The sequence below is a fragment of the Nocardia sp. NPDC050378 genome (assembly GCF_040655675.1).
Classification (GTDB): domain Bacteria; phylum Actinomycetota; class Actinomycetes; order Mycobacteriales; family Mycobacteriaceae; genus Nocardia; species Nocardia coubleae.
Map to the genome: position 1 here is coordinate 19,989 of NZ_JBFAKI010000026.1, position 23,074 is coordinate 43,062.

The 23,074-nt window shown below is 68.4% G+C and carries 19 protein-coding genes; 6 read left to right on the plus strand and 13 right to left on the minus strand.

Annotated features, from left to right (window positions below; genetic code table 11):
• The first annotated feature begins 9 nt into the window (after positions 1–9).
• Positions 10–684: a response regulator transcription factor gene (locus AB0I35_RS31095; protein WP_357399883.1), complete on the plus strand. Its 675-nt coding sequence runs from the start codon at positions 10–12 to the stop codon at positions 682–684.
• Positions 677–1,750: a HAMP domain-containing sensor histidine kinase gene (locus AB0I35_RS31100; RefSeq protein ID WP_357399884.1), complete on the plus strand. Its 1,074-nt coding sequence runs from the start codon at positions 677–679 to the stop codon at positions 1,748–1,750. Before AB0I35_RS31095 ends, AB0I35_RS31100 begins: the two co-directional genes overlap by 8 nt.
• A gap of 16 nt (positions 1,751–1,766) precedes the next feature.
• Here the strand turns inward: AB0I35_RS31100 and AB0I35_RS31105 are convergent, their stop codons facing one another.
• The 4 genes from AB0I35_RS31105 to AB0I35_RS31120 all read right to left on the minus strand — a co-directional run bounded on the left by AB0I35_RS31105 (position 1,767) and on the right by AB0I35_RS31120 (position 10,440).
• Positions 1,767–2,369 carry a TetR/AcrR family transcriptional regulator gene (locus tag AB0I35_RS31105; RefSeq protein WP_357399885.1) on the minus strand — a complete coding sequence of 201 codons (603 nt, stop codon included), beginning with the start codon at positions 2,367–2,369 and terminating at the stop codon, positions 1,767–1,769.
• A 131-nt stretch (positions 2,370–2,500) separates the two neighbouring features.
• On the minus strand, positions 2,501–8,431 hold the full coding sequence (locus AB0I35_RS31110) for an amino acid adenylation domain-containing protein (protein WP_357399886.1): 5,931 nt from the start codon (positions 8,429–8,431) through the stop codon (positions 2,501–2,503).
• A 75-nt stretch (positions 8,432–8,506) separates the two neighbouring features.
• Complete coding sequence (locus tag AB0I35_RS31115; RefSeq protein WP_357399887.1) at positions 8,507–9,448, minus strand: methionyl-tRNA formyltransferase; 942 nt, start codon at positions 9,446–9,448, stop codon at positions 8,507–8,509.
• 167 nt (positions 9,449–9,615) lie between these two features.
• Positions 9,616–10,440, minus strand: a complete 825-nt coding sequence (locus tag AB0I35_RS31120) for a helix-turn-helix domain-containing protein (RefSeq protein WP_357399888.1) — start codon at positions 10,438–10,440, stop codon at positions 9,616–9,618.
• A gap of 78 nt (positions 10,441–10,518) precedes the next feature.
• Here AB0I35_RS31120 and AB0I35_RS31125 point away from each other — a divergent pair, with 78 nt between their 5' ends.
• Positions 10,519–11,463 carry an alpha/beta hydrolase gene (locus tag AB0I35_RS31125; protein WP_357399889.1) on the plus strand — a complete coding sequence of 315 codons (945 nt, stop codon included), beginning with the start codon at positions 10,519–10,521 and terminating at the stop codon, positions 11,461–11,463.
• Here the strand turns inward: AB0I35_RS31125 and AB0I35_RS31130 are convergent.
• Positions 11,381–12,163, minus strand: a complete 783-nt coding sequence (locus AB0I35_RS31130) for an ATP-binding cassette domain-containing protein (RefSeq protein WP_357399890.1) — start codon at positions 12,161–12,163, stop codon at positions 11,381–11,383. The two genes, AB0I35_RS31125 and AB0I35_RS31130, sit on opposite strands and share 83 nt — an antisense overlap.
• Positions 12,160–12,831: an FCD domain-containing protein gene (locus AB0I35_RS31135; RefSeq protein WP_357399891.1), complete on the minus strand. Its 672-nt coding sequence runs from the start codon at positions 12,829–12,831 to the stop codon at positions 12,160–12,162. Before AB0I35_RS31135 ends, AB0I35_RS31130 begins: the two co-directional genes overlap by 4 nt.
• Positions 12,832–13,009: 178 nt before the next feature.
• Between AB0I35_RS31135 and AB0I35_RS31140 the strand changes: the two genes are divergently transcribed.
• Complete coding sequence (locus AB0I35_RS31140; RefSeq protein ID WP_357399892.1) at positions 13,010–14,740, plus strand: 2-isopropylmalate synthase; 1,731 nt, start codon at positions 13,010–13,012, stop codon at positions 14,738–14,740.
• 117 nt (positions 14,741–14,857) lie between these two features.
• Positions 14,858–15,781 (plus strand): LysR substrate-binding domain-containing protein, encoded by a 924-nt coding sequence (locus AB0I35_RS31145; protein WP_357399893.1) that lies wholly within the window; start codon positions 14,858–14,860, stop codon positions 15,779–15,781.
• Between the two features lie 111 nt (positions 15,782–15,892).
• Here AB0I35_RS31145 and AB0I35_RS31150 read toward each other — a convergent pair whose 3' ends face one another.
• From AB0I35_RS31150 to AB0I35_RS31175, 6 genes are read right to left on the minus strand one after another with little or no spacing between them, the layout of a single operon-like run.
• Positions 15,893–16,705, minus strand: a complete 813-nt coding sequence (locus tag AB0I35_RS31150; protein WP_357399894.1) for a carbohydrate ABC transporter permease — start codon at positions 16,703–16,705, stop codon at positions 15,893–15,895.
• A complete protein-coding gene (locus tag AB0I35_RS31155; protein WP_357399895.1) occupies positions 16,695–17,648 on the minus strand; it encodes a sugar ABC transporter permease in 954 nt (317 codons plus the stop codon). The genes AB0I35_RS31150 and AB0I35_RS31155 overlap by 11 nt, the downstream gene beginning before the upstream one ends.
• Position 17,649: 1 nt before the next feature.
• Positions 17,650–18,507: a metallophosphoesterase gene (locus AB0I35_RS31160; protein WP_357399916.1), complete on the minus strand. Its 858-nt coding sequence runs from the start codon at positions 18,505–18,507 to the stop codon at positions 17,650–17,652.
• Positions 18,507–19,874 (minus strand): ABC transporter substrate-binding protein, encoded by a 1,368-nt coding sequence (locus AB0I35_RS31165; protein ID WP_357399896.1) that lies wholly within the window; start codon positions 19,872–19,874, stop codon positions 18,507–18,509. The genes AB0I35_RS31160 and AB0I35_RS31165 overlap by 1 nt, the downstream gene beginning before the upstream one ends.
• A gap of 31 nt (positions 19,875–19,905) precedes the next feature.
• Positions 19,906–21,036 (minus strand): ABC transporter ATP-binding protein, encoded by a 1,131-nt coding sequence (locus AB0I35_RS31170; RefSeq protein ID WP_357399897.1) that lies wholly within the window; start codon positions 21,034–21,036, stop codon positions 19,906–19,908.
• 8 nt (positions 21,037–21,044) lie between these two features.
• The gene (locus AB0I35_RS31175) at positions 21,045–21,515 is read right to left on the minus strand and encodes a hypothetical protein (protein WP_357399898.1); all 471 of its coding nucleotides are present in this window, start codon (positions 21,513–21,515) and stop codon (positions 21,045–21,047) included.
• Between the two features lie 144 nt (positions 21,516–21,659).
• Here AB0I35_RS31175 and AB0I35_RS31180 point away from each other — a divergent pair, with 144 nt between their 5' ends.
• The gene (locus AB0I35_RS31180) at positions 21,660–22,268 is read left to right on the plus strand and encodes a hypothetical protein (protein WP_357399899.1); all 609 of its coding nucleotides are present in this window, start codon (positions 21,660–21,662) and stop codon (positions 22,266–22,268) included.
• Positions 22,269–22,424: 156 nt separating this feature from the next.
• Here the strand turns inward: AB0I35_RS31180 and AB0I35_RS31185 are convergent, their stop codons facing one another.
• On the minus strand, positions 22,425–22,946 hold the full coding sequence (locus tag AB0I35_RS31185; protein WP_357399900.1) for a hypothetical protein: 522 nt from the start codon (positions 22,944–22,946) through the stop codon (positions 22,425–22,427).
• Positions 22,947–23,074: the final 128 nt, after the last annotated feature.

Below are 23,074 nucleotides of genomic sequence, written 5' to 3' on the forward strand. Positions count from 1 at the left end.
CGAGAGTCGATGCGTGTACTGATCGTCGAGGACGAACCCTATCTGGCCGAAGCCATCCGCGACGGCCTGCGTCTGGAAGCCATCGCCGCCGACATCGCGGGCGACGGCGACACGGCACTGATGCTGCTCGATATCAACACCTACGACATCGCCGTCCTCGACCGCGACATCCCCGGTCCCTCCGGCGACGAGATCGCCGAACACATCGTCGCTGCGGGCAGCGGGCTGCCGATCCTGATGCTCACGGCCGCCGATCGCCTCGACGACAAGGCAACCGGTTTCGAGCTCGGCGCCGACGACTACCTCACCAAACCGTTCGATCTGCGCGAACTGATCCTGCGCCTGCGCGCCCTCGACCGCAGGCGCGCCCACAGCAGGCCACCCGTCCGCGAGATCGCCGGTCTGCGTCTGGACCCGTTCCGTCGCGAGGTCTACCGCGACGGCCGCTACGTCGCGCTGACGCGCAAACAGTTCGCGGTGCTCGAGGTGCTCGTCGCGGCCGACGGCGGTGTCGTAAGCGCGGAGGAGCTGCTGGAACGCGCCTGGGACGAGAACGCGGACCCGTTCACCAACGCCGTCCGCATCACCGTCTCGGCGCTGCGCAAACGTCTCGGCGAACCATGGATCATCGCGACCGTTCCCGGCGTCGGCTACCGCATCAGTACGGGAGGCGACGGTGGATAGGGCACCTGGGCTGAGTGTCCGCCTCAAGCTCACCCTCAGTTACGCGGGTTTCGTCATGCTCGCGGGCACCTTGTTACTCGTCGCCGTCCTGGTGTTCTATCTGTACTACCTGCCTGCCGGATGGATCGACACCACCGGCAACTTCTGGATCAACCGGCGGCTGCTGCTCCGCTCGTTCGCGCCGTTCATGGCCGCTGTCCTGCTCTTCCTGATGGTCTTCGGCCTGTTGGGCGGCTGGTTGCTGGCCGGGCGAATGCTCGCCCCGCTGACCCGGATCACCGCCGCTGCCCGCCTGGCCGCCAACGGCTCCCTGTCGCACCGCATCCGGCTCGCCGGCACCGCCGACGAATTCCGTGAACTGGCCGACACTTTCGACGCCATGCTCGCCCGGCTGGAAGCCCACGTCACCGAGAACCAGCGGTTCGCCGCCAACGCATCCCACGAACTACGCACCCCCCTGGCGATCACCCGAACCGTGCTCGAGGTGGCCCGTGAGGATCCCCCCGACGACCCGGGTGACCTGATCGAACGCCTCCTGACCGTCAACAGCCGGGCCATCGACCTCACCGAAGCCCTGCTCGTGCTCAGTCGAGCCGACCAGCGGTCGTTCACACCCGAGCCCGTCGACCTGTCCCTGCTCGCCGAAGAAGCCACCGAGACGCTGATCCCTTTCGCCGAAAAACACGGCGTCACCCTCGAAACCGCAGGCGAGCCGACCCCCACCGTCGGCTCGCGCGCCCTGCTCCTGCAGCTGACGACGAACCTCGTTCACAACGCGATAGTCCACAACCGGCCCGGCGGCACCGCGTGGACAACCACCCGCCGCCGACCCGGCTCGGTGGTCCTCACCGTCGAGAACACGGGCGAAAATCATACTCCGCGAACGGTTTCCACACTCGTCGAACCGTTTCAGCGTGGGTCCGAACGCATTCGCACCCACGATTCCGGCGTGGGCCTTGGACTGGCCATCGTCGACAGCATCACCCGAGCCCACGCGGGCACTCTCACTCTCACCCCGCGGCCGGGCGGTGGGTTGCGCGTGTCGGTGCGGCTGCCGGCTCGTTAGATCGCCGGGAGGTTGGTCACGATGACGGAGCCCGGAATGCGCGCAGCGTGACGTCGACGAGGGAATCGGCGTATTCGGCGGTGAGCGGCCCGGACCTGTGTAGCCACCGCTGGAACAACGGGGCGTAGAGCACCTCCAGGACCAGATCGAGATCCGCGCCGGGGTCGAGTTGGCCTGCCCGCTGTGCGCTGCGCAAGCGGGCCTTCTTCGCTTCGTCCACCGGACGTGCGAGCTTCTCGCGGAACTGGGCAGCGAGCTCGGGGTCGTTGACGATCTCGACCTCGAGGGCGCGGATCGGACGCTCGAAGTCCGGGTCGGCGAACTCCGTGGCCGTGGCCCGCATGACCACCTTCAGATCCGCCTCGATGTCACCGGTGTCGGGCAACTCCACCTGCGTAACTTCCCCTGTTGCGCTCAGGGCGAGGAACGAATCGAAGATGACGGCTCCCTTGGACGGCCACCACCGGTAGATCGTCTGCTTGCCCACCCCGGCGCGTGCCGCGATGGCCTCGATCGAGACTTTCGGGTAGCCGACCTCGGAGATCAAGGCGCGGGTGGCCGCGAGGATGGCTCGGCGCGATCGCTCGCTGCGCCGCGAACTTCCCTTTGCGTCGGTCATGGGGGCAGCTTAGCAATCAACCGAGACGAGACGGTTCGGTTGACAAAGAGCGGCCCCTTGGCACTGCGCTGACCCGGAACTCACACAGCAGCGCTCTTCGCGAGTCATGAGCATGTCGACACAGAGCCGGCTCACGACGGTCGTCGACCAACCGGCCGGGTTCGCGACACCGCTTCGACCGGGGTCGGTAGCAGGCCCTCGGTGACGAAACCGTCGACATAACGCTGTAGGACAGCCCTGTCGATGTCCGGACAACGAACACCGGATCGAGCCAGGACCGCGCGGGTGCCGGTGTCGTCGACGATCAGGGCGTCGCCGCCACCGTTGAGGTAGTTCTCGGCCACGAGTGCCGCACGCATCAGGTCGGCATGCTGTGCGATCCGCCCGGCCAAGCGTTCGGCGGCATCGGCCACCGGCACGATGTCGATGGGAAAACCGGTGCGGCGCAGGGTGTTCAGGATGTCACCGACGTTGGTCGGCGCACTGTTGACCAAATGGTAGATCTCGGCGTCGGGCTGCCGTCCGGTGGCGAGCGTGACCAGGGCGCGTGCCACGTAGTCGACCGGGGCCAACGTGACCTCGGCGGACTCGATGTCGGGTGCGACCCCGAGATGGGCGGCAGATCGGATGAGTGTCCAGAACGCGTCATCAGCGCTGTTCGCGCCGCTGCTGATCGATCCGGCGACCAGGCCGGGCCGGTGCACGGCGACCGGCAACCCGCGTTCGGCTGCCGCGAGGACCAACTGCTCGGCCACCCATTTGGTGGCCAGATACCCGTTGCGCGGTACCTGGTCGGCGGTGATCGCCGTGTGCTCGGTGACGATTCCGGTGTGGCCGACACCGACGGCCGCCGACACGGTCGACACGAAATGCAGGGCCTTCACCCTGGTATCGACTGCCAGTCGCAGGATCTCGACGGTTCCGGCGACGTTCGCCGGGCGCAAGGCGGCATAGGATTCCAGGTGATTCACGCGGGCGCCGTTGTGGTAGATCACCTCGATGCGCGCGGCCAGCTCGGCCCACGTGTCGGTGGCGATACCGAACCGCGGTGCGGCGAGGTCGCCGGGCACCGGCACGACGCGGTCGGCGAGTCCGTCGGTCCCGAGTCCGTAGCGCCGCAGGGTTGTTTCGAGACGCCGGCGCGCGTCGTCGGTGTCGTCGGCGCGGACCAGGCACCAGACGCGCGACGGCGTGCGGTCGAGCAGCTCGCGCAACAGATGGATGCCGACGAAACCGGTGGCGCCGGTCAGGAGCACATCGTCGGCCGAGGTCGGCGGCGGCGGGAAGGCCGCGGGCACCGTGATGGTGGGGTCCAGCTGCGCGTCGGCGATCAGCATGTCGGTCCACTGTCCGGCCGCCGCCGCGCCGGATTCCGCTGTCACCGCCGCCGTCACCGCACGCGGCGTCGGCGCTTCGAACAACGTGCGCGGGTCGGTGTCGATGCCGAGCCGGGTCCGCAGCTCCGATCGGAGCGTGAACACGAGCAGCGAGGTGCCGCCGAGATCGAAGAAGCTGTCGTCGATCTCGACCGAATCTCGTTCCAGCACATCGGCGAATACCCGCGCCACCGCGAGCTCGCGCACGGTCGCCGGCTCGCCGCTGTGGGCAGGCGCGTCGGACGCGGGGTCGTCTTCCGGTGCCGGGCGTTCGGGCATGCCGAGCTCGGCCGAGCCGGACAGCTGCGCGAGGGTCACTTCGGGATGCGTGGCGACGGTCGTCAGGATGTCGCGGAATCGTGCTGCGAACGCGGTTACCGTCGCCTCCTCGTAGAGGTCGGTGGCGTAGCGCAGGTTCCCCGTCAGACCACCGGTGTCCGGGTGTTCACGCAGCGTGAGGCTCAGGTCGAAATGTGTTGTTTCCCAAGGGATGTCTACAACGGATACGGTCAGGTTGCCGAGGTCGAGCGAGGGTGGTGCGGGCAGGTTCTCGTAGGAGAACACGGCGTCGAACAACGGGTGCCTGGTGCTGTCACGTGGCGGATTCACCGCTTCGACGATGTGATCGAAGGGGACCTCGGCATTGCCGAGCGCGGCGAGTGAGACCTCCCTCGCGCGCACCACCAGCGCGGTGAAGTGTTCCTGCGCATCGAGAGTCAGGCGCAACGGCAGGGTGTTCACGAACATGCCGACCAAGCGGTCGAGGGCGGGGTGTGCGCGACCCGCGACCGGGGTCCCGATCGTCACGTCCGCGCTCCCGGCCAGGTCACCGAGCAGAACGGTGAACGCCGCGTACCCGGCCATGAAGGGAGTCGCGTTGTGTCGTCGAGCCAGTTCGGCAAGCGCTGTCGCGACGTCGGCGCCGATCTCGAACTCGACCACCGCACCGGCACCACCCGGCCTGCCGATGCCAGGGGCACGGACTCGATCGGTCGGTAGCGGCGGCCGGTCGGGTGCCCCGTCCAGCGCACGCACCCAGTGCGCGAGCTGACCGGCGGCGCGGGACCGCGGATCGTGCCGATCGCCGAGCCGCCGATGCTGCCACAGTGTGTAATCGGCGTACTGCAGCGGCAGCGGTTCCCACCGCGGTCGTCGTCGGGCGGCCCGCGCGGTGTACGCCGCGGACAGATCGGCCACGAGCGGACCGTACGACCAGCCGTCGGCGGCGATGTGATGTGCCACCAGCGCGAGTACGTGGTCGTGGGGGCCGATGTTCCACAGCGCCAACCGGATCGGCGCGTCGGTGGTGACGTCGAAGGGCACGGTGACCGCCTCCGTGAGTGCGGCGTCCAGTCCGTCCCGGTCGAGGGTGCGCGCGGTCAGTGGTGCCCGGCCGAGGGCCTCGTCGACGGTGAGGACGCGGACGCGCGGTCCGGCGTTGCCGCCGGGGTACACCGTGCGCAGCACCTCGTGCCGGTCGACCACATCCCGTACCGCGGCGTCGAGCGCTGTCACATCGAGAGATCCCCTGAGCCGCAACGCGATCGGCAGGTGATAGGCCGACGATTCCGGGTACAGCTGATTGAGCAGCCACATCCGCAGCTGGGCCGGGGCAGGCGACAGGTGCTTGGGCCGGGGCAGCGGCGCCGGTGCGTCCGGGTCTTCGGCGTCGTCGAGTCGCAGTGCGAGCCCCGCGACGGTCGGTGCGTCGAAGACGGTGCGGACATCGAGACCGAGCCGTCCCGCGAGCGCGGTGGCGGTGAGCGAGGTCCCGCCGAGTTCGAAGAAGTCGCTCTCGGCCCCGGCCACTTCGATGGCGAGAACCTCGGTGAAGGCCGCTGCCACCCTCCGCTCGGAATCTGTCGCGGCCGGACGGGAACCGTGGTGACCGAACGACGGCGCGGGCAGGCGACGGGTGTCGAGTTTGCCGTTCGGAGTCAACGGCAGCGTGTCGAGTACGAGGTAGGCGCTCGGGCGTAGATACGCGGGCAGCTGCTCGGCGATCCGGAGCCGCACCTGCTCCACATCGAGTGGGCCGTCCGGCACCAGGTAGGCCACCAGATGGGTACCCCGCGAGTCCTGATGGGCAGTGACGGCGGCCCGGCCGACGCCGGGCAGACCGGTGAGCGTGGTCTCGATCTCGCCCGGCTCGATGCGGTGACCGCGCACCTTGATCTGGAAGTCGCTGCGGCCGTGGTAGATCAGTTCGGGCTCGGCGCCGGTGGTGAGCGTGACCAGGTCACCGGTGCGGTACACCCGCCCGCCGGGCGGGCCGAACGGATCGGCGACGAATCGGGCCGCGGTCAACGAGTGCCGACCGTGGTAGCCGCGGGCCAGGGCCGGGCCGCCGAGGTAGAGCTCGCCGATGACACCGGGCGGCACCGGGCGCAGCCGGGCGTCGAGGACCAGTGCGTGGAATCCACGCAGCGGCGCGCCGATCGTCACCGATCGATCCGGCGTCAGCTCCGCGATGGTCGCGATGTCGGTCGCCTCGGTGGGGCCGTATCCATTGCGCATCAACCGGTTTCGTGACCAGGCCGAAACCAGGTCGGCGCGGATCGCCTCCCCGCCGACCCCGAGGACACGCAGTTCGGGCAGGCACTCGGGATCGAGGGTGGCCAGTACCGCCGGGGTGATGATGGCGTTGGTCACCCGCTCGCGCCGCATCAGCTCGGCCAGATCCGGTCCGGCCATCACGTAGCGCGGGGCCACCACCAGTGTCGCGGCACCGGCCAGCCCGCACAGGATCTCGCCGACCGCCATGTCGAAACCGGGGGAGGCGTGGTGCAAAGTCCGGGCTCCGGGCCGCAACGCGTAGCGGTCGCGCCGCTCCGCCGCCAGGTTCGCGAGACCACCGTGGGTCACCAGCACGCCCTTGGGGATACCGGTGGAACCGGAAGTGTAGATGAGATACGCGGGGTGCTCGGGCCGCGCGGCGACCGGCAGCAGCTCCGCCTCCGGGGCCGCATCGGGGTCGACGATCGTCCAATGGACCGATCCGGGCAGATCCGCCGGGTGCTCGACGCCGGTGACGCCGAGGGCGGCGCCGCAGTCGTCGAGGATGTGCGCGATGCGCTCGGCCGGGTATCCCACGTCGATCGGTACGAAGCCCGCCCCGGTCTTGGTGATCGCCCAGACAGCTCCGACCGAGGCGGCGGAGCGTTCCATGACCATCGCGACCAAGGTTTCGGGGCCGGCTCCCGCGGCCTGCAGCGCGCCGGCGAGGCGGTCGGTCCACGCGTCGAATTCCCGGTAGGTCCAACGCTTCTCGCCGTAGACGACGGCGGTGCCGTCCGGGTTCTGAGCGACGGCGGTGGCGATCAGCTCGCCCAGCGTGGCCGGTGGACCAGCCGTCGGCCCGCACCAGGGGACCAGCAGGCTCGCCTCGGCGCCGGTGAGGACCGGCAACCGGTCGATCGCGACATCGTCGTCGGCGGTCACGAACTCTGTCAGGAAGCCGACGAATCGCTCCAGGTGCGCGGTGACCTCGGCCTCGGTGTAGCGATGGCGGTTGGCTTCGAACTCGACCCGCAACCCGGAACCGGTCAGCGGATACACATTGAGCGCGAGGTCATCGACCGGCCCGGTGGACAGCAGCTCGATGACGCCGCGCGCCGGGCCGAGCGTCAGCTCGGTGTGAAAGTTCATGATGTTGACGGCCGGTCCGAAGTTCAGCGACTCGGCTCGGCGACCACTGTCGCGGATCATGTCGGCACCGCGATAACGCTGATGACGTAGCGCCCCGCTCAGCTCGGCACGCGCGCATGCGATGGCGGCACCCACGGTGGCGCCCGAACAGCGCAGCGGCACGATATTCGAAGTCATGGCACCGCATTCGCGCATCGCGGCGGTCGTGCGCGCGGTGACCGGCAGGCTCAGCGCCACCGCCTCGGTGTCGGTCAGCCTGCCGAGGAACGCGGCGAACGCCGCCACCAGCACGGGCGCGATGCCGGGAAAGTCGGCGCGCGTACGCAATCGCTCGACCAGCGAGTGCGGTAGCTCGGCGCGGGCGTGGATCGGGAGCGGGTCGGGAGCACCGGGTCGCGTCGCGAGAGCGACCGGGGCGGGTAGCACGGCGAGCTGCTCGCGCCAGTACTCGCGGTCGATCCCATGCCGTCGCGAGCCCAGGTAACTCTGCTCCGCAGCAGCCAGAACCGCCGTTGATTCGACTGCGGCCGAGGGTAATTCGTCGCCCTCCAACAGGGCCGTGTAATAGGTGCTCAGCAGATGCTGCATGCGGACGGCGCCGAAGCCGTCGAGCGCCAGGTGATGTGCGCGGGTGTAGAGCAGGTGATGCTCCGAGCTGAGCCGCAGGATCGTGGTCACGATGGGTGGGTCGGCGATCAGATCGAACGGCGCGCACTGATCGGCTCGCATCCACGCGCGGGCGGCGGCCTCCGGGTCGGCTTCCCCGCTGCAGTCGACGAGGGCGATGTGGTCGTCGATGCCGTCGTCGTGCACCTGTCCCGGCTGCCCCTCGACGAGGGTGAACCGCACATAGGCACCCAGATCACGCGCGGCCGAGCGGACCGCGCGGCGATATGCCGCCACATCGAGCGGTCCGCGCAGGTCGACATACTGGCCGACGGCGAGGGGCACCGGTCCGAGCAATTGCTGAGCGAACCACACCTCGCGTTGTGCCGCGGTGAGCGGGCGGACAGCAGGGGCCGAACGGTGGGAGATCATGGTGCCTCAGAAGCTGGGAGCGAAGGTGGGAAGTCGGCGCCCGTGCCGTCGGACGGACGCTGCGGAACCGGGAACTCAGGCGGGAAAGTCGGTGAGATAGCCACCGCGAGTGAAGAATTCGGCACCGTCGTACTCGGTACCCGTCGCGCTACGGACACGTTTGATCACCAACGCGTGGTTGCCACCCCGGTGCGGTTCGGCTCCACACACGACCGCGCCGCCACCTTCCTGAACGATCACCCTGCCCGCGGTGCCGCCGTAACGTGCCTCGGAGACCACCGCGTCGAGAATCTCGATGCGCTCACCGCGGTAGTAGGAGTAGGCGCGCGGGTACGGCGCGGACAGCGCCCGCACGAACCGTTCCGATTCGGTCGCGTCCAGGGACCAGTCGATCCGGCTGTCGCGATCGGACCGCTTGTGGAAGTAGGTGCGCTCGGCCTTGTTCTGCGGCGTCCACACCGCGGTGCCGTTCTCGAGCGCCGCGAGCGCCTCGTGCACCGCTCCTGGGATCAACTCCATGCCGGCCAGGACGAGTTCGGTGCCGGTGGCACCGGGTGGGATCGGCAGGCGCTTCTGGACCAGGATGTCGCCGGTGTCGAGCTGCTCGTCCATGCGATGCACCGTCAGGCCGAATTCCTCCGCACCGCTGATCAGCGCCCACAGCACCGGCGAGAACCCGGTGAATTTCGGTAGCAGCGAATCGTGCAGGTTCAGGGTGCCGTGGGGCGGCATGTCGTACAGCTCGGCGGGCATCCAGGTGTACCAGCTGTTGACCACGATCACGTCGGGTCGGGCACGCCTGACGAGATCGATGGTCTCGGCGTCGGCGCGTTCGGTGAGGTGCACCGGAATGCCGTGTTCGGTGGCCAGTTCCTCGACCGAGTCGTTCCAGATCGCCTTGTAGGCGGATTCCGCGGCCGGGTGGGTGACCGCCAGGACCACCTCGTGCTCCGAGTCGATCAGGGCCTGCAGAGTCTTACGACCCCAGGTTTGGAAACCGAACGACACGATGCGCATGGAACTGCCCCACTTTCGTCTATGTGTAGGCTTACCTTACATAGATGTCAATATGTTCGTGCGCGCGGCCGCTGCCGTCGGTATCGGTACCCCTCGCCGCCGCCGACGGCAGACGAGATCGCGTCGCGCCCGAACGGAACCGCGGGCTGCCCTAGCGTGGACAGGAATCAGGTTGTCGGCCAGGCGGTTTCGTCGATCGCGAGCCAGGGAGCCCGCGCGACCACGGCGGGGGTCATGTCGGTGATCGCCTTGGTCCGACGATGAAAATGCGATTGGTCGACATAGCCTGCCTCGACGGCGGCATCCGCGGGCGAGCGTCCTGCCACCAGGAGGTGGGCGGCATGGTCGAAGCGGATCAGGTCGGACGCCTGCTTGGGTGAGACTCCGATACCGCTCCGGAAGCGGGACCAGAGTCGCTGGCGGGTCCAGCCGGTCTCCGCGGCAAGGGTCTCGATGCGGATCCGGCCTCGGCTGCGGACGGTCCGGTCCCAGGCATACGTGATCTCGGGTGCTACACCGGATCCGCGACGCACCCGGCTTCGCAGGAATGCGGCCACGATGGCGAACCGGTCGTTCCACGACGGCGTCGCACGGAGTCGCTCGGTCAAGCAGGCGGTTTGTTTGCCCCACAGGTCCGGCAGCGGTGTCACCGTGCCGCCGATGATGCCGGTGTCTCGAAGAACCGCCGCGGCGACGACGGGGGACATGCGGACCTGCAGGACGTCTCCGACTCCTGTGCTGCTGATGCGAAGCGGGCCCGCGCGCAGGCCGATGATCGCGTTCCCGACGACCTGGCGTCCGAGAAGGTCGTACACGACTCCGTGTTCGCTGAGGTCGAGCAGGAGCGTGATCGAGGGATGCGGAATCATGGTGATTTCCACGGCGGTATCCCCGTGGTACCGGAATCCCGCCATCTGGATTCCCGGCGTCGGCCGTCGGCCCGGCACGGCGACATCGACCCGACTCCAGTCCCATCGGCTCGCCGCGCTCACGCATCCCAGGCTAACCGGAGTGGAACAGCCTGACATTTGTCCAATACGGCGTAACGGGTCGACGGCAAAGCTTGCGGTATGGGCGAATCGAGTCCCACCGAGCCGCGCGAGGACATGACAATCCGCGGGGTGCACGTCGTCATCGACGGGAGCCCGGCCGCACCGCCCCTGCTACTCGTTCACGGCTCGGGGGCAACCGGTTCGATGTGGGCACCGGTGGTGCCGTCGCTCGCTACGAAGTATCGGGTGATCGCGATCGACCTGCCGGGATGCGGCCGGTCGGAATCGGCATCGACGTACGCCGTTGCGCAACAAGCGGATCGGGTGGCGAAGGTGTTGGACGAGCTCGGTGTCCGGAATCCGAGGGTGGTCGGTCACTCCAGCGGCGGGTACGTCGCGACGGCCCTCGTCGAGAGTCGTCCCGATCTGGTCGGCGATCTGGTCCTGGTCAGTACGGGCCCGAGTATGGCAGCGCTGCTCCCCGAGCCCGCGATCATCCGGGCGCTCACCTCGCCGCCGTTCGGACCGCTCGTGTGGGCGGTGCGCACCGATTCGATGATCCGTCGCGGACTGGCAGCGACTGCGGCGACGACGATCACGGTGCCCGACGGTGCCGTGGCCGACTCGCGCGCGATGTCGTATCGAACATTCCGTGCGATTCTCGCCGCCAACATCGACTACCTCGCCGCACGGACCGTGCCCCAGCGCCTCAACGACGCCGGAAAACCCCTCCTCGTGATCTTCGGAGACTCCGATCCTCGCTGGGACCCGGCGTCGGCGCACCACTACGAGGCGGTGCCGGGTGCCGAGCTGGAATACCTTCGCGGGGTCGGGCATCTCGCGATGCTCGAGGCCCCCGACGCCCTCGCCCGCGTGATCCTCGACAGTGCGGGGCAGCTCGCACCTTCTGAAGAAGCGTCGCGCATCGTCGACGCGGCGCTCAGCGAGCGCGGGCGCTCCAGCGTCCGTCGTAGCGGACTTCGATCGGATGGGCGAAGGCCGTCGAGACGTGGTCGGTGGTGATGACCTCGGTGGCCGGGCCCCTGGCGACGGTGTGACCGTCGGCGATGAGCAGGGCGTGGGTGGTGGTGCTCGGCAGTTCCTCGAGGTGGTGGGTGACCAGGATCGAGGCGACTTCGGGGTGGGTTCGATCGAGGCTGTCCAGGGTGGTGAGCAGTTGTTCACGGGCGGCCAGGTCGAGGCCGGTGGACGGTTCGTCCAGGAGCAGGACCCGGGGGTCGCTGATCAGGGCCCGGGCGATGAGGGTGCGGCCGCGCTCTCCCTGGGAAAGCGTGGGCCACAGGTCGTCGGCCTTGCCGGAGAGGCCGAGAGTGCCGATGATCCGCTCGGCTCGGTCCAGATCGCCGGAACTCGGTGACCAGCGCATCGGTATGTCGATCGTGCCCGTGATGCCGGTGAGCACGACCTCGCGCACCGACAGGGCGTGCGGCAGCCGATGCCGCGGGTTCACATGCCCGATCGACCGCCGCAGCCGAGCCAATTCCACCCGCCCGAACTGCTCCCCGAGCACCCGCACGAACCCCGTCGTCGGAAAGGTGACCGCCCCGCAGAATCCCAGCAGCGTGCTCTTGCCTGCTCCGTTGGGCCCCAGCAGCGCCCAGTGCTCTCCGGCGCGCACCGTCAGCGAGATCCCGTTGATGATCTTCTTACCGTCCCGGCGGAAGGTCACATCGTCCAGTTCGATCACGGGACTGCCGGTCATGTGAAGGCCTCCTTCAGGGCGGAAAGGTGAGTGCGGCTGAATTCCGCTGCGGCGGTTGGTGTTCTCTGCGCGATCGCCTGCGCGAGTTGCTCGTGTGCGTGCTGGTCGTCCTGCTCGGAGCGGACCGGGCGAAGCTCGAGCATGTCGATCATGGCCAGACGAAGGCGCGGAAGAAGGCTGTCGAAAAGCTGTGTGAGGACATCGTTGTGCGCGGCGACGACGACCGCACGGTGGAAGGCCATGTCGGCATCGACGTGATCGGCGACGGGCCGACCTTCGGCGCGGCGTTGCGCCAGGGTTCGCCGGATGGCCCGCAGGTCGGCGGGTGTCCGTCGTTGAGCGGCGAGGGCCGCGGCCTCGGCCTCGATGGCGATGCGGGCCTCGATCACCGCGATGATGGTGGCACCACGCAGCACCACATCCCAGTCCTCGGTCACGTCGAGCGCGGTGACGAACACGCCGGCGCCCTGCCTGCTGTCGAGCACGCCTTTGCCCGCGAGTTCCCGGATCGCCTCACGCACGGTCGACCGCCCGACCCCCAACTGGGTGGCGAGCAGGGTCTCGCCCGGTAATCGATGGCCCAAGGGCCACTCGCCGGCCCGGATCCGCGCAAGCAGTAGTTCGGCCGCTTGCGCCGCCAGTGGCTGGCGCCTTACCTGCGATATCACCCGATGGCCTCTCTACTTGTCTGAGGAGTTGTGGTAGAAGTGTACCCATCATGACCTACACCGCGCTCCTCCTCGACCGCCACGGCGGGGCCTGACGACCGGCCGCCCCGCCGTGGGGCTCCGTCGTGGCCGGTCTCCGTCGTCTTCGGCCCTGGATGGCCGGGAAGTAGAGCAAGTCATGACCGAATTCCCCACCCTCACAACCCCTTCGGGTTCGTTCGCCGATGGTGCGCCCGCATGGAACCGGCAACGTCATTCGGCGATGCCGTCGTATCGATATCGAGATGTCCACCGTCGCGTGAAGGTGCCCGCCGGACACCGTGACTGGCCGAGCGCACGGATCACCACCGCGCCACTCTGGGTCCCGGTCGACCTGCGCGACGGCAACCAGGCGCTGGCCGAACCGATGGATCCGGCGCGCAAACGCCGGTTCTTCGAACTCCTGGTCACCATGGGCTACAAGGAGATCGAGGTCGGCTACCCGTCCGCGTCGCAAACCGACTTCGACTTCGTACGCCTGCTGGCCGAGTGCCCCATCGCGCCGCCGGATGTGGCCTTGGTCGTGTTCACCCCGGCGCGTCGCGACCTGATCGCACGGACCGTCGAGTCGGTCCGCGGCATCACCAACGACGTGATCATTCACCTGTACACGGCCACGGCGCCGGTCTGGCGCGAGGTGGTTCTCGGCAAGGACAGAAAGCAGCTGCGCGAGCTGATCGTCACCGGCGCCCGCGATGTCCTTGAACTGGCCGGCGAGTTGCCGAATGTCCGGTTTCAGTTCTCGCCGGAAGTGTTCAACCTGACCGAACCGGATTTCGCCCTCGAGATCTGCGACGCCGTCACCGAGTTGTGGCAGGCGACCCCGCACCGCCCGGTCACGCTGAATCTGCCTGCGACCGTGGAGGTGGCGACGCCGAACGTGTACGCCGACCAGATCGAATACATGCACCGCAATCTCGCCCGGCGGGACGCGGTGATCCTGTCGGTGCACCCGCACAACGATCGGGGGACCGGTGTCGCCTGCGCCGAGCTGGCCGTACTGGCCGGTGCCCAACGGGTGGAAGGCTGCGTCTTCGGCAATGGTGAGCGCACCGGGAATGTCGATATCGCCACCCTGGCACTGAACCTGCACGCCCAAGGAGTCGACCCGATGATCGACTTCTCCGATATCGACGAGATCCGCCGCACCGTCGAGTACTGCACGCGTCTGCCCGTCCACGAAAGACACCCATACGTGGGCGATCTTGTACACACGGCGTTTTCCGGTACCCACCAGGACGCGATCGGCAAAGGCATGGCCGAGCATCGTGAGCGGGCAGCGGACCTCGGCGTGCACGAGCGCGAAGCCGAATGGCGGGTGCCGTATCTGCCGATCGACCCCACCGACCTCGGCCGCTCCTACGATGCCGTGATCCGGGTCAACTCACAGTCCGGCAAGGGCGGTATCGCCTACCTGTTGCACACCGAATACGGTCTCGAGCTGCCGCGCCGCCTGCAGATCGACTTCGCGCGGCGGGTGCAGGAATACACCGACGGCACCGGCGCGGAGATCAGCGCCGAAGAACTCCGTGCCCTGTTCGAGCGGAGCTACACCGCCACCGAGCGTCGAATCACCTTGGTGCAGTGGGAATTCGTCGAAGGAACCACTGAAATAGTCCTGGACGCGCACGGCACCGAATACCACTCGACCCACGAGGCGAGCCCGGTCGATGCCCTGACCACCACCCTCGGTGAGACCGCCGACTCCATCGAGATTCTCGGTCTCACCCAGCACGCCGCCGCCGACACCGCTGTGAGCTACGTCGAATATCGAGCCGCGGGCGGAACCGGTTGGGCATTCGGCCGCGACGTCTCGCCCGTCGCAGCGTCGCTCGCGGCGGTGATGAACGCCGCGAACGCGGCGCCATAGGAAGGGGCGCGGCGGGTTCACCGACCGGCAATGCGCGCGGCGACCGCTGGGCGCGCGCTATTCATCACCGGTTATCCGGCCTCGATAGCGTGGTGGTACTCGGAAGGAGCCGGCGTCATGGAATTCCGACATCTCGTTTCGTTTATCACCATCGCCGAAGAGTTGCATTTCGGTCGCGCAGCGCAGCGCCTCCATCTGACCCAACCAAGTCTCAGTGCCCAGCTGCAGAAGCTGGAGAAATCTCTCGGCGTCCAGCTCGTCGCCCGGAACTCCCACGAGGTCCGGCTGACTCCCGCGGGGCGCGAGTTCGAGAACCAGGCCCGCCGGATCGTCGCCCAGCTCGACCGTGCCGCCCAGGCGGCCAAGGCCACCGCCGAGGGCAGGGCGGGCAGTCTCACCATCGGTTACAACCTGCCTGCCAGCAGACATGTGCTGCCGGAGGCGCTCACCAGGATGACCGAACGGCATCCCGACATCGCGGTGTCGCTGTGGGAGAAGCGGACCGGTCCACAGCTGGCCGGCCTCGCCGACGGTTCCCTGGACGTGGCCCTGGTCTACGGTCATCCCAGTACCGCCGACTTCCGGTATCGCCGCCTGCTGCACCGGATCCCGCTCGTCGCGGTCGTCGGCCGCCGACATCGGTGGGCTGACCGGCCCGGTATCTCGTTCGCGGAACTACAGAGCCAGGACTGCGTGCTGTTCGCCCGCGAGCAGTGTCCGGCGATGTACGACACCATCCTGCGGTCGGCGGCCGAAACCAGGATCTCGCTCAATGTCACGCATTCGGCCGACGACCCCGGCGCCACCGCGCACATGGTCTCGGTGCGACCACTCGTCGGATTCGCCTCGCTGCCGCGCGCGATTTCGATGGGAATGGGTGTGCCGGGCAGTAGTTCGGTGGCGGTGAAATTGTTCGATCCGGTGCCCACACTGGATTTGCACGCCGTCTGGCGGGCCGACGAACCGAATCCCGCGGTCGCGTTGTTCCTGGAATGCGTCGAATCGGCGCGACTCGATGATGTCCGCGCATTGTCGGCGTGAGCACGTCGAAAGGCGATGACGTTCCGCGCCGCCACCCAGGACACCGCCCTCATCGGCAACCTGAACACCCCGGCCGCCGTGACGTCGTAGACGCGAGAAACGTCCGGGTGTTCACTTGAGACCCGAGCGGACGAAGGCGTTCACGATGTGGCGCTGTAACACCAGGTAGAGCAGCAGGACCGGGAGGCAGGCGAGGCCGGCCAGGGCCATCATGGGCCCCCACTGATCGCCTTCGGTGCCCATGAAGCTGCGCAGGCCCAGCTGGAGGACGTCGTTGGACTCGCGCAGAACGACGGCGGGCCAGAAGTATTCGTTCCAGGCGTTGATGAACAGCAGGATGCCGAGGGCGGCCAGCGCCGGGCGCAGGTTGGGGACCACCACGGTCCACAGGATGGCCCAGGAGGAGCGGCCGTCCATTTTCGCGGCCGCGATGAGCTCCTTCGGGAATGCCGACATGTGCTGGCGCAACAGCAGCACGCCCAGCGCGGAGCACAGAGTCGGCAGCACGCAGCCGATGAGCGTGTTGATCAGGCCCAGCTCGTTGAGCAGGATGTAGTTGGGCAGCATGGTCACCTGGAACGGCACCAGCCAGACGCCGACGAACGCCAGGTACATCAGCCGCTGCAGCGGAAAGGTGTACATGGCGAACGCGTACGAGGCGAGCAGCGCGATGAGCAGCTGCCCGGCCGCGGACAGGATCGCCACGAAGAACGTGTTGGCGATCAGGCCCGCGACATCGACCTTCTGCGCCGCGTCGAGGTAGTTGTCGATCGACAGCGGCCACGGCAACGGCGCGAGCGAGGTGACGTCCTCTGGCCGGCGCAGTGCCGTGGCGAACAGCCAGTAGATGGGGAATACGCACAGCAGCGCCGTGCCGGCGAGCAGCAGGTGGCTGCCCGCCGCGCGCAGACGGTCAATCATCATGGACGGCAACCTTTTCCGATATCCAGACCAGCACCGCGGCCAGCGCACCGAAGCCGACGAACAACAGCACACCCGCCGCGGCGCTGAGCCCGGCGTCGAAGCTGTGGAACGCGTAGTCCCAGAGCAGGTAGTAGATGTTGGTCGTGGCCTGCGACGGACCGCCCTGGGTCATCGAGTCGATCAGCGGGAAGGACAGGGTGGGACTGAGCAGCACCGTGGTGAGCACCAGGAACAACAGGGTGGGGGAGAGCAGGGGCAGCGTGATCCAGCGCCGGATCTGCCCCGGTGTCGCCCCGTCGACCCGCGCGGCTTCGCTGTAGTCGCCGCTGATCCCGGCCAGTCCGGCCCACACCACCAGCGTCGCGAAACCGAGCAGCTGCCACCCCGTGATCACGATGATCACCGCCTGCGCGGTGGAGGCGTCGTAGACCCAGTTGTGGCCGGTGCCCAGCAGTTGGTCGACGAATCCGGTGCCCGGATGCAGCAGCCACCGCCACACCGCCGCCGCGGCGACCGGCGCGACGAGGAACGGCGCGAACACCAGCGCCTGATAGACGATCCGGGCCCGGCCGTGCACGCGCCGGCTCGCCAGCGCGATGAGCACCGGCAACAGCACCGTGAACGGCAGCAACCCCAGGATCAGGGTCGCGGTGCGGCCGAGGGATCCCCAGAACGCCGGAAGGTTCAGCAGCCGTTCGTAATTGGCGGTGCCGACCGGTTTCGTCGGGGCCGTCGGCAGCAAGTTCCACGAATACGTGGACAGCTCGACCGCCTGGGCCAGCGGCTGATAGGTCCACACGACCAACAGCACCAGCGCGGGCGCCAGATACAGGTAGGGCGTGACGAGGCGGGTCAGCGCGCGGCGGGTGAACCGGCGCGGACCCGGCGCGGCGGCGACGTGCACCGCCTGCGCCGGGTCCTGCCGATCGTCGATGACGAACATGTCACCGCGTCCGCGCGGCGATCGCCGCCAATTGGTCGAGCACTTCGGCCTCGGGCCGGTCGTAGACCGAGACCGCCGGGGTCGCCTCGATGGCCGTCGCGAGCATCGTGTCACCGACGAGATCGATGCGGCTGTAGCCGAATCCGGCCAGCCCTCGGTGCCTGCCCACCGGCGCCATCGGATCGATCCGGTACGACAGCGCCGGACCGATCCACACCGGCACCCCCGCCACCGCCGCCGCGGCGGTCAGATGGTTGTGCCCGCACAGGATCATCCGCACGTCCGAGCCCTCGATGACCTCGGCCAGCCGGTCGGCGGCCTCGAGTTTGAGGAAGTCGGTGGTGGCCACCGGGGAGGGAATCGGCGGGTGGTGCAGCACCAGCAGCGTGCCCCGTGGTGCGGGCGTGCGCAGCTGGTCGCTGAGCCAGGCCAGCTGCTCCAGTTCGAGCCTGCCCTCGTGCCGCAGCGGTGTCGTGCTGTCGAGCGCGATCACACGCAGTCCCGCGATCTCGACGCAGGAGTCGTGCGGCAGGGCCGGATCCACCGAACCGGGCGCCCGATCGAGGAGTTCCTCACCGAAGGCCGCCCGCTCGTCGTGATTGCCCATCACGTAGACGATCTCGGCGCCGAGCTCGGCCGCGACCGGCTCCACGGCCGCCCGCAGCCGCCGGTACGCCTCGGGTGACCCGTTGTCGGACAGGTCGCCCGAGAGCACCAGGGCATCCACGTGCTGCCCGGCCGCGCGCAGCTGGGTGAGCACCCGCGCGAGGTTGGCGTCGGTGTCGACGACACCGTGGACGAGCTCACCGGCCGGACGCAGATGGGTGTCGGTGAGCTGGACGATGGTCAGATCACTCATCATGCCGCCGGGATGAGCTCGGTGCCCTCGGCCTGCGCCGCGGTCAGGGTCGCTTGCGGATCCTTGCCCTGGAAGACGATCGCCTCGACCGCGTCCATCATGCCGTCACGCATCTGCAGATAGTTGTTGCCGGGCAAGGAGACCCACGGCTCCATGGTGGCGAGCTGGGCGACGTTGGGCTTCAGCAGCGGGTTCTTCGCGGCCCAGTCCCGCAGGCCGTCGGGCTGGTCGAGCAGGCCGGTGCGCAGCGGCAGGTAGCCGATGTTCTGCGCGATCTTGATGTAGGACTCCTCGCTGGTGAGGAACTTGATCAGCTCCCACGAGGCGCGCTGTCTGGCCGGATCGTTGGACAGGATGTGCAGGCCCGCACCGGAATTGGTCGGCACGGTCGGCTTGTCACCGAACGCGGGCATCGCCGCCGGACGCAGATCCCACTTGTCCTTGGCGCCGGTGACGAAGGTGCCCTGGATGGCGCTGGTCTCGAGGATCATGCCGATCTCGCCGCGCGCGAACGCCTCGTAACCCTGCTTCTGGTTGAGCTTGGGCATGCTGCCCGAATTCACCAGGTTCTGCGCCATCCGCGTCACCTCGACGACGGGCGCGTCGGCGTAGGTGAGGGTGCGCCGGTCCTCGGAGATGACCCGGCCGCCGTTGGAACGCACCATCGACTGGAAGCACCAGTCCTTGGCGGTCTTGGTCAGGCAGTCGATGTACACCCCACCCTTGCCGGTGCGGTCGGCGATCTGCGCGGCGGTGGCGGCGACCTCGGCCCAGGTGGCCGGCGGCTCGGCCGGATCGAGCCCGGCCTCGGTGAACAGCGAGGCGTTGAAATACAGCACGGGGGTGGAGAACACGAACGGCACGCCGTAGGTGTGGCCGTTCCAGTCGTCGAGAACGCGGGCGCGCGGGGCGTAGGCGTGGCGGCCGTCGAAGTTGGCGGCCACCTCCTGCTTGCCGACAAGGGTGTCGAGCGGCTTGGCCTGCAACTGGTTGATGGTGAAGTCCAGATCGGAGAAGCCGAGCTGCGCCACATCGGGCGGGGTGCCCGCGACCATCTGGTTCTGGATGCTGGAGATGGTGTCGGTGGCCGGGTTCGGGCTGTTGCCCTGCGGCTTCTGCGCCGTCACCGTGATGTTGGGGTACTTCTTGCCGAAGTCGGCGATCAGCGCGTTGAACGTATCGGTCCAGGCACCGGCGAGACCGTAGTTGTAGGACTCGAAGGTGATCGAGACCTGCTGGTCGGGCTTCAGCTCCGGGATCTGCGCGGTCGAAGTGGAGTCCGAGGACACGGTGCCGCCCAGACCGCAGCCGCTCAGGGCGACGGCAGTGGTGAACACCACGCCCAGGATGGGCAGGCTGCGTTTCATGGTGGTTCTCCTCATCGAGTGGTGCGGGAAATCAGGGGGCGGGCACGGCCGCCGCGTCCCCGGCCTTCGGCGAATCCCGTTGCGGCACACGCCAGGTCAGCCGCAAACCGGTGTCCGGGTCGAACAGGTGGATGTCGGCGGGATCCACGCGCACGGTGATGTTCTCGCCCGCGGCGACCCCGGCCGGTCGCGCGGCACGCACGCACAGGCTGGTCGCGCCCGCGTCGAGATGCACCAGCTCCTCGCTGCCGAGGTTCTCGACCATGCGCACCGTGCCGCGGACGTCGTCGGCCGCGGGGTCGATGCGCAGGCGCTCGGGGCGGATGCCCGCGATCACCGGGGTGGCGGCGTCGAGATCGCCGGTGATGGCGAGGGCGGCGTCGACCCCGTCGGCGGTCACTCGTAGCGTGCCCCCGTCCGCGGTGACGACGGCGGGGAACAGATTCATCGGTGGTGCGCCGAGGAACCCGGCGACGAAGGTCGAGCGGGGCTGGTCGTAGAGCTCGGCGGGGGTGCCGCACTGTTCGACCCGTCCCTCGTTGAGCAGCGCGATGCGCGAGGCCATCGTCATCGCCTCGACCTGGTCGTGGGTCACGTAGAGGAACGTCGCCCCCAATCGCTGGTGCAGGGCGATCAGTTCGGCGCGCGTCGCGCTGCGCAGCTTGGCGTCGAGATTGGACAGCGGCTCGTCCATCAGGAACGCGCCGGGATCGCGAACCATGGCCCGCGCCAACGCGACTCGCTGCCGCTGCCCGCCCGAGAGCGCCACCGGGCGACGGTCCAGCAGCGCCGACAACTCCAAGGTGGTCGACACCTCCGCCACCCGTTGGGCGATCTCCGCGCGCGGCCTGCGCCGGGCCCGCAGCGGGAAGCCGATGTTCTTGGCCACCGACAGATGCGGGTAGAGCGCGTAGCTCTGGAACACCATCGCCAGGTCGCGCCGCTGCGGCGCGGCGTCGGTGACATCGGTGCCGCCCACCAGGATCCGGCCCTCGCTCGGTTCCTCCAGTCCGGCGATCATCCGCAACAGGGTCGATTTGCCGCAGCCGCTGGGGCCGAGCAGCACCATGAATTCGCCGTCGGCGATGTCGAGGCTCACCTCGCGCACCGCGTAATCGGTGGCGAACTTCTTCGACACCGCCTGGATCTGCAGTCGTGCCACGTCTCTCCTCAGGCCGGCGCGGAGCCGGTGGTGATCCAGCGCGACACCTGGGTCGCGATCGCGGGCGAATCCTTCGACCAGGCGAAGTGATCGCGGTGCTCGACCGCGGAATCCGCGTCGCTGTGCCACTGGGTGACCTGTGCGGCGGGCATGCGCGACACCAGGAAGTCGACATCGGACTTCACCCCGCCCGGCATCGGCGCCGGGATCAGCACGACCGGGGTGCTGGGGTCGGTGGCGGCCGGCCGGCCGACGATGAAGCGCACGCCGTCGACGGTCTCGACGCTGCCGTCGTCGGGCACCCAGGCGTCGACCGCCAGTGGGTCGAAGACACCGGCTTCCTCGGCCTTCTGCTGGAAATCGAGGCGAAGGGCGTCGTCGGTGACCCGGCCACAGACGACGACCTCGCGTTCCACCGGATCGACGTGATCTCGAACGAACTGCGTGGTCCTGTCGACCAGTTCCGGCACGGGAGTCATGCCGCCAGTCTCGGGCGGCGGGCAGGTCGGAGGCCGGGGCGATAGTGAACGTCGATCGGTCCAATCGTCTCGCCATGCCCCGGCGGCGAACCGGGCGCCGCTGCACCACGGTGATCTCGACAACGATTCCGCCGAGGGATGGGCATGACCGAAGCGAGCGTGCGGGTGATCGCTCGCACCGAGGAAGCCGACGCGGTATTCGCCCTGGAGCTCGCCGCGGTCGACTGCTGTGGTCCGGAACCGCTGCCGGCGGTGGTCGAGGCAGCGGGCGCGGGGCGGTGTCACCGTGCGCACCGAACGCTTCGTGCCACGGCCGCTCGCGCCCGCAGGAGCCGAGACGGCCTACGAGGCCCGGTGCTCGACGGCACCACCGTCGCCGCCACCCCGCTGACCTTCCGGCTGGACGAGTTCGAGTTGCCCATCGTGGCCGAGATCGCAGGCAACACGGCGACACTGAGCCCGCAGCTGGATGCCTCGCGCGCCGTCTACAAGCCGGTCGCCCTGCCTTTCGAGGACAAGGCACCGTGGAAGAGCGAATACGAGCGTGAGGTGGCGGCCTGGACCAGGCTGACCACCACCATCTCCACCGGCGCCGCCATCGGCACCCTGGTCGGTGGTATCGGCGGCATCCTCGCCGTCGGCGCGCTCGGCACCCTGGCCGGACAGATCTTCATCACCGCGCCCGTGGCCATCGGCGCGGCGATCCAGTACTTCACCACCATCAACCAGCCGTTCAACGCACCGGCGAAGTAGGGGTGGTCGAAGCCCGGTATAGAGCGACCGGGGCACTCACTGGCTCTGGTGTTCCGCCGCAGGTTCGGGGGCGAGAATGTCCGCACTGATCGCCGATGCCACAAGAGCACGTTCCACGCTCGTCGCGCTGCTCGTAGTCGTCGCCGTCTCCGCGCTTCATCTCCGTGGCGCCAGCCAGTCGCCCGGTATCCCCACGATCGCGCCGACGCCGCGGACCGCTGACAACACCGCCTGAATCTCGTTGAATCCTTGCCCGAAGGCTTCGGTGCGGTCATCGATTCGGAAGGGACACAGGTAGGTGTGTGGACGGTTCGGATCCTGGCGCGGCCGCCCGATGGTGATCACCACCGGGCCCGCGGAAGTGTGGACCGCGCGGGCTCCCAGCGGGGCACCGAACTCGCGGGCGTCGGCCACCACCGCGCGTGCGGCGTGCCGTGGCCGACGTACCGCCGGCACGGTTCGGGCCGCGGTGTTTTCGGCCTCCAGCAGCGCCACGTAGACGGCGGCCAACCTGTCCGGTCCACGGACCGTGTGTTCACGGCTGCCGTCGATCCGATAGGTGCACAGCCAGTCGTGCGCCGAGTTGTCCTGTCGCGGATCGCCAACCTCCACGCGCACCTCCCGTTCGCCGTTCACCACGGTGGTCGCGACGACTACTTGGCCCAGTTCGTTGTTCACTGATCCTCCCGATTACGGAACCGACTCCGCATGTGTACGGCGATGCATGCCCGGTCTGCCACCGGCCAGAGCCGCATCGGGGAACGGAGGTTCAGCGCGCGCCACTCCGGATTCCCGCGATACGGTGG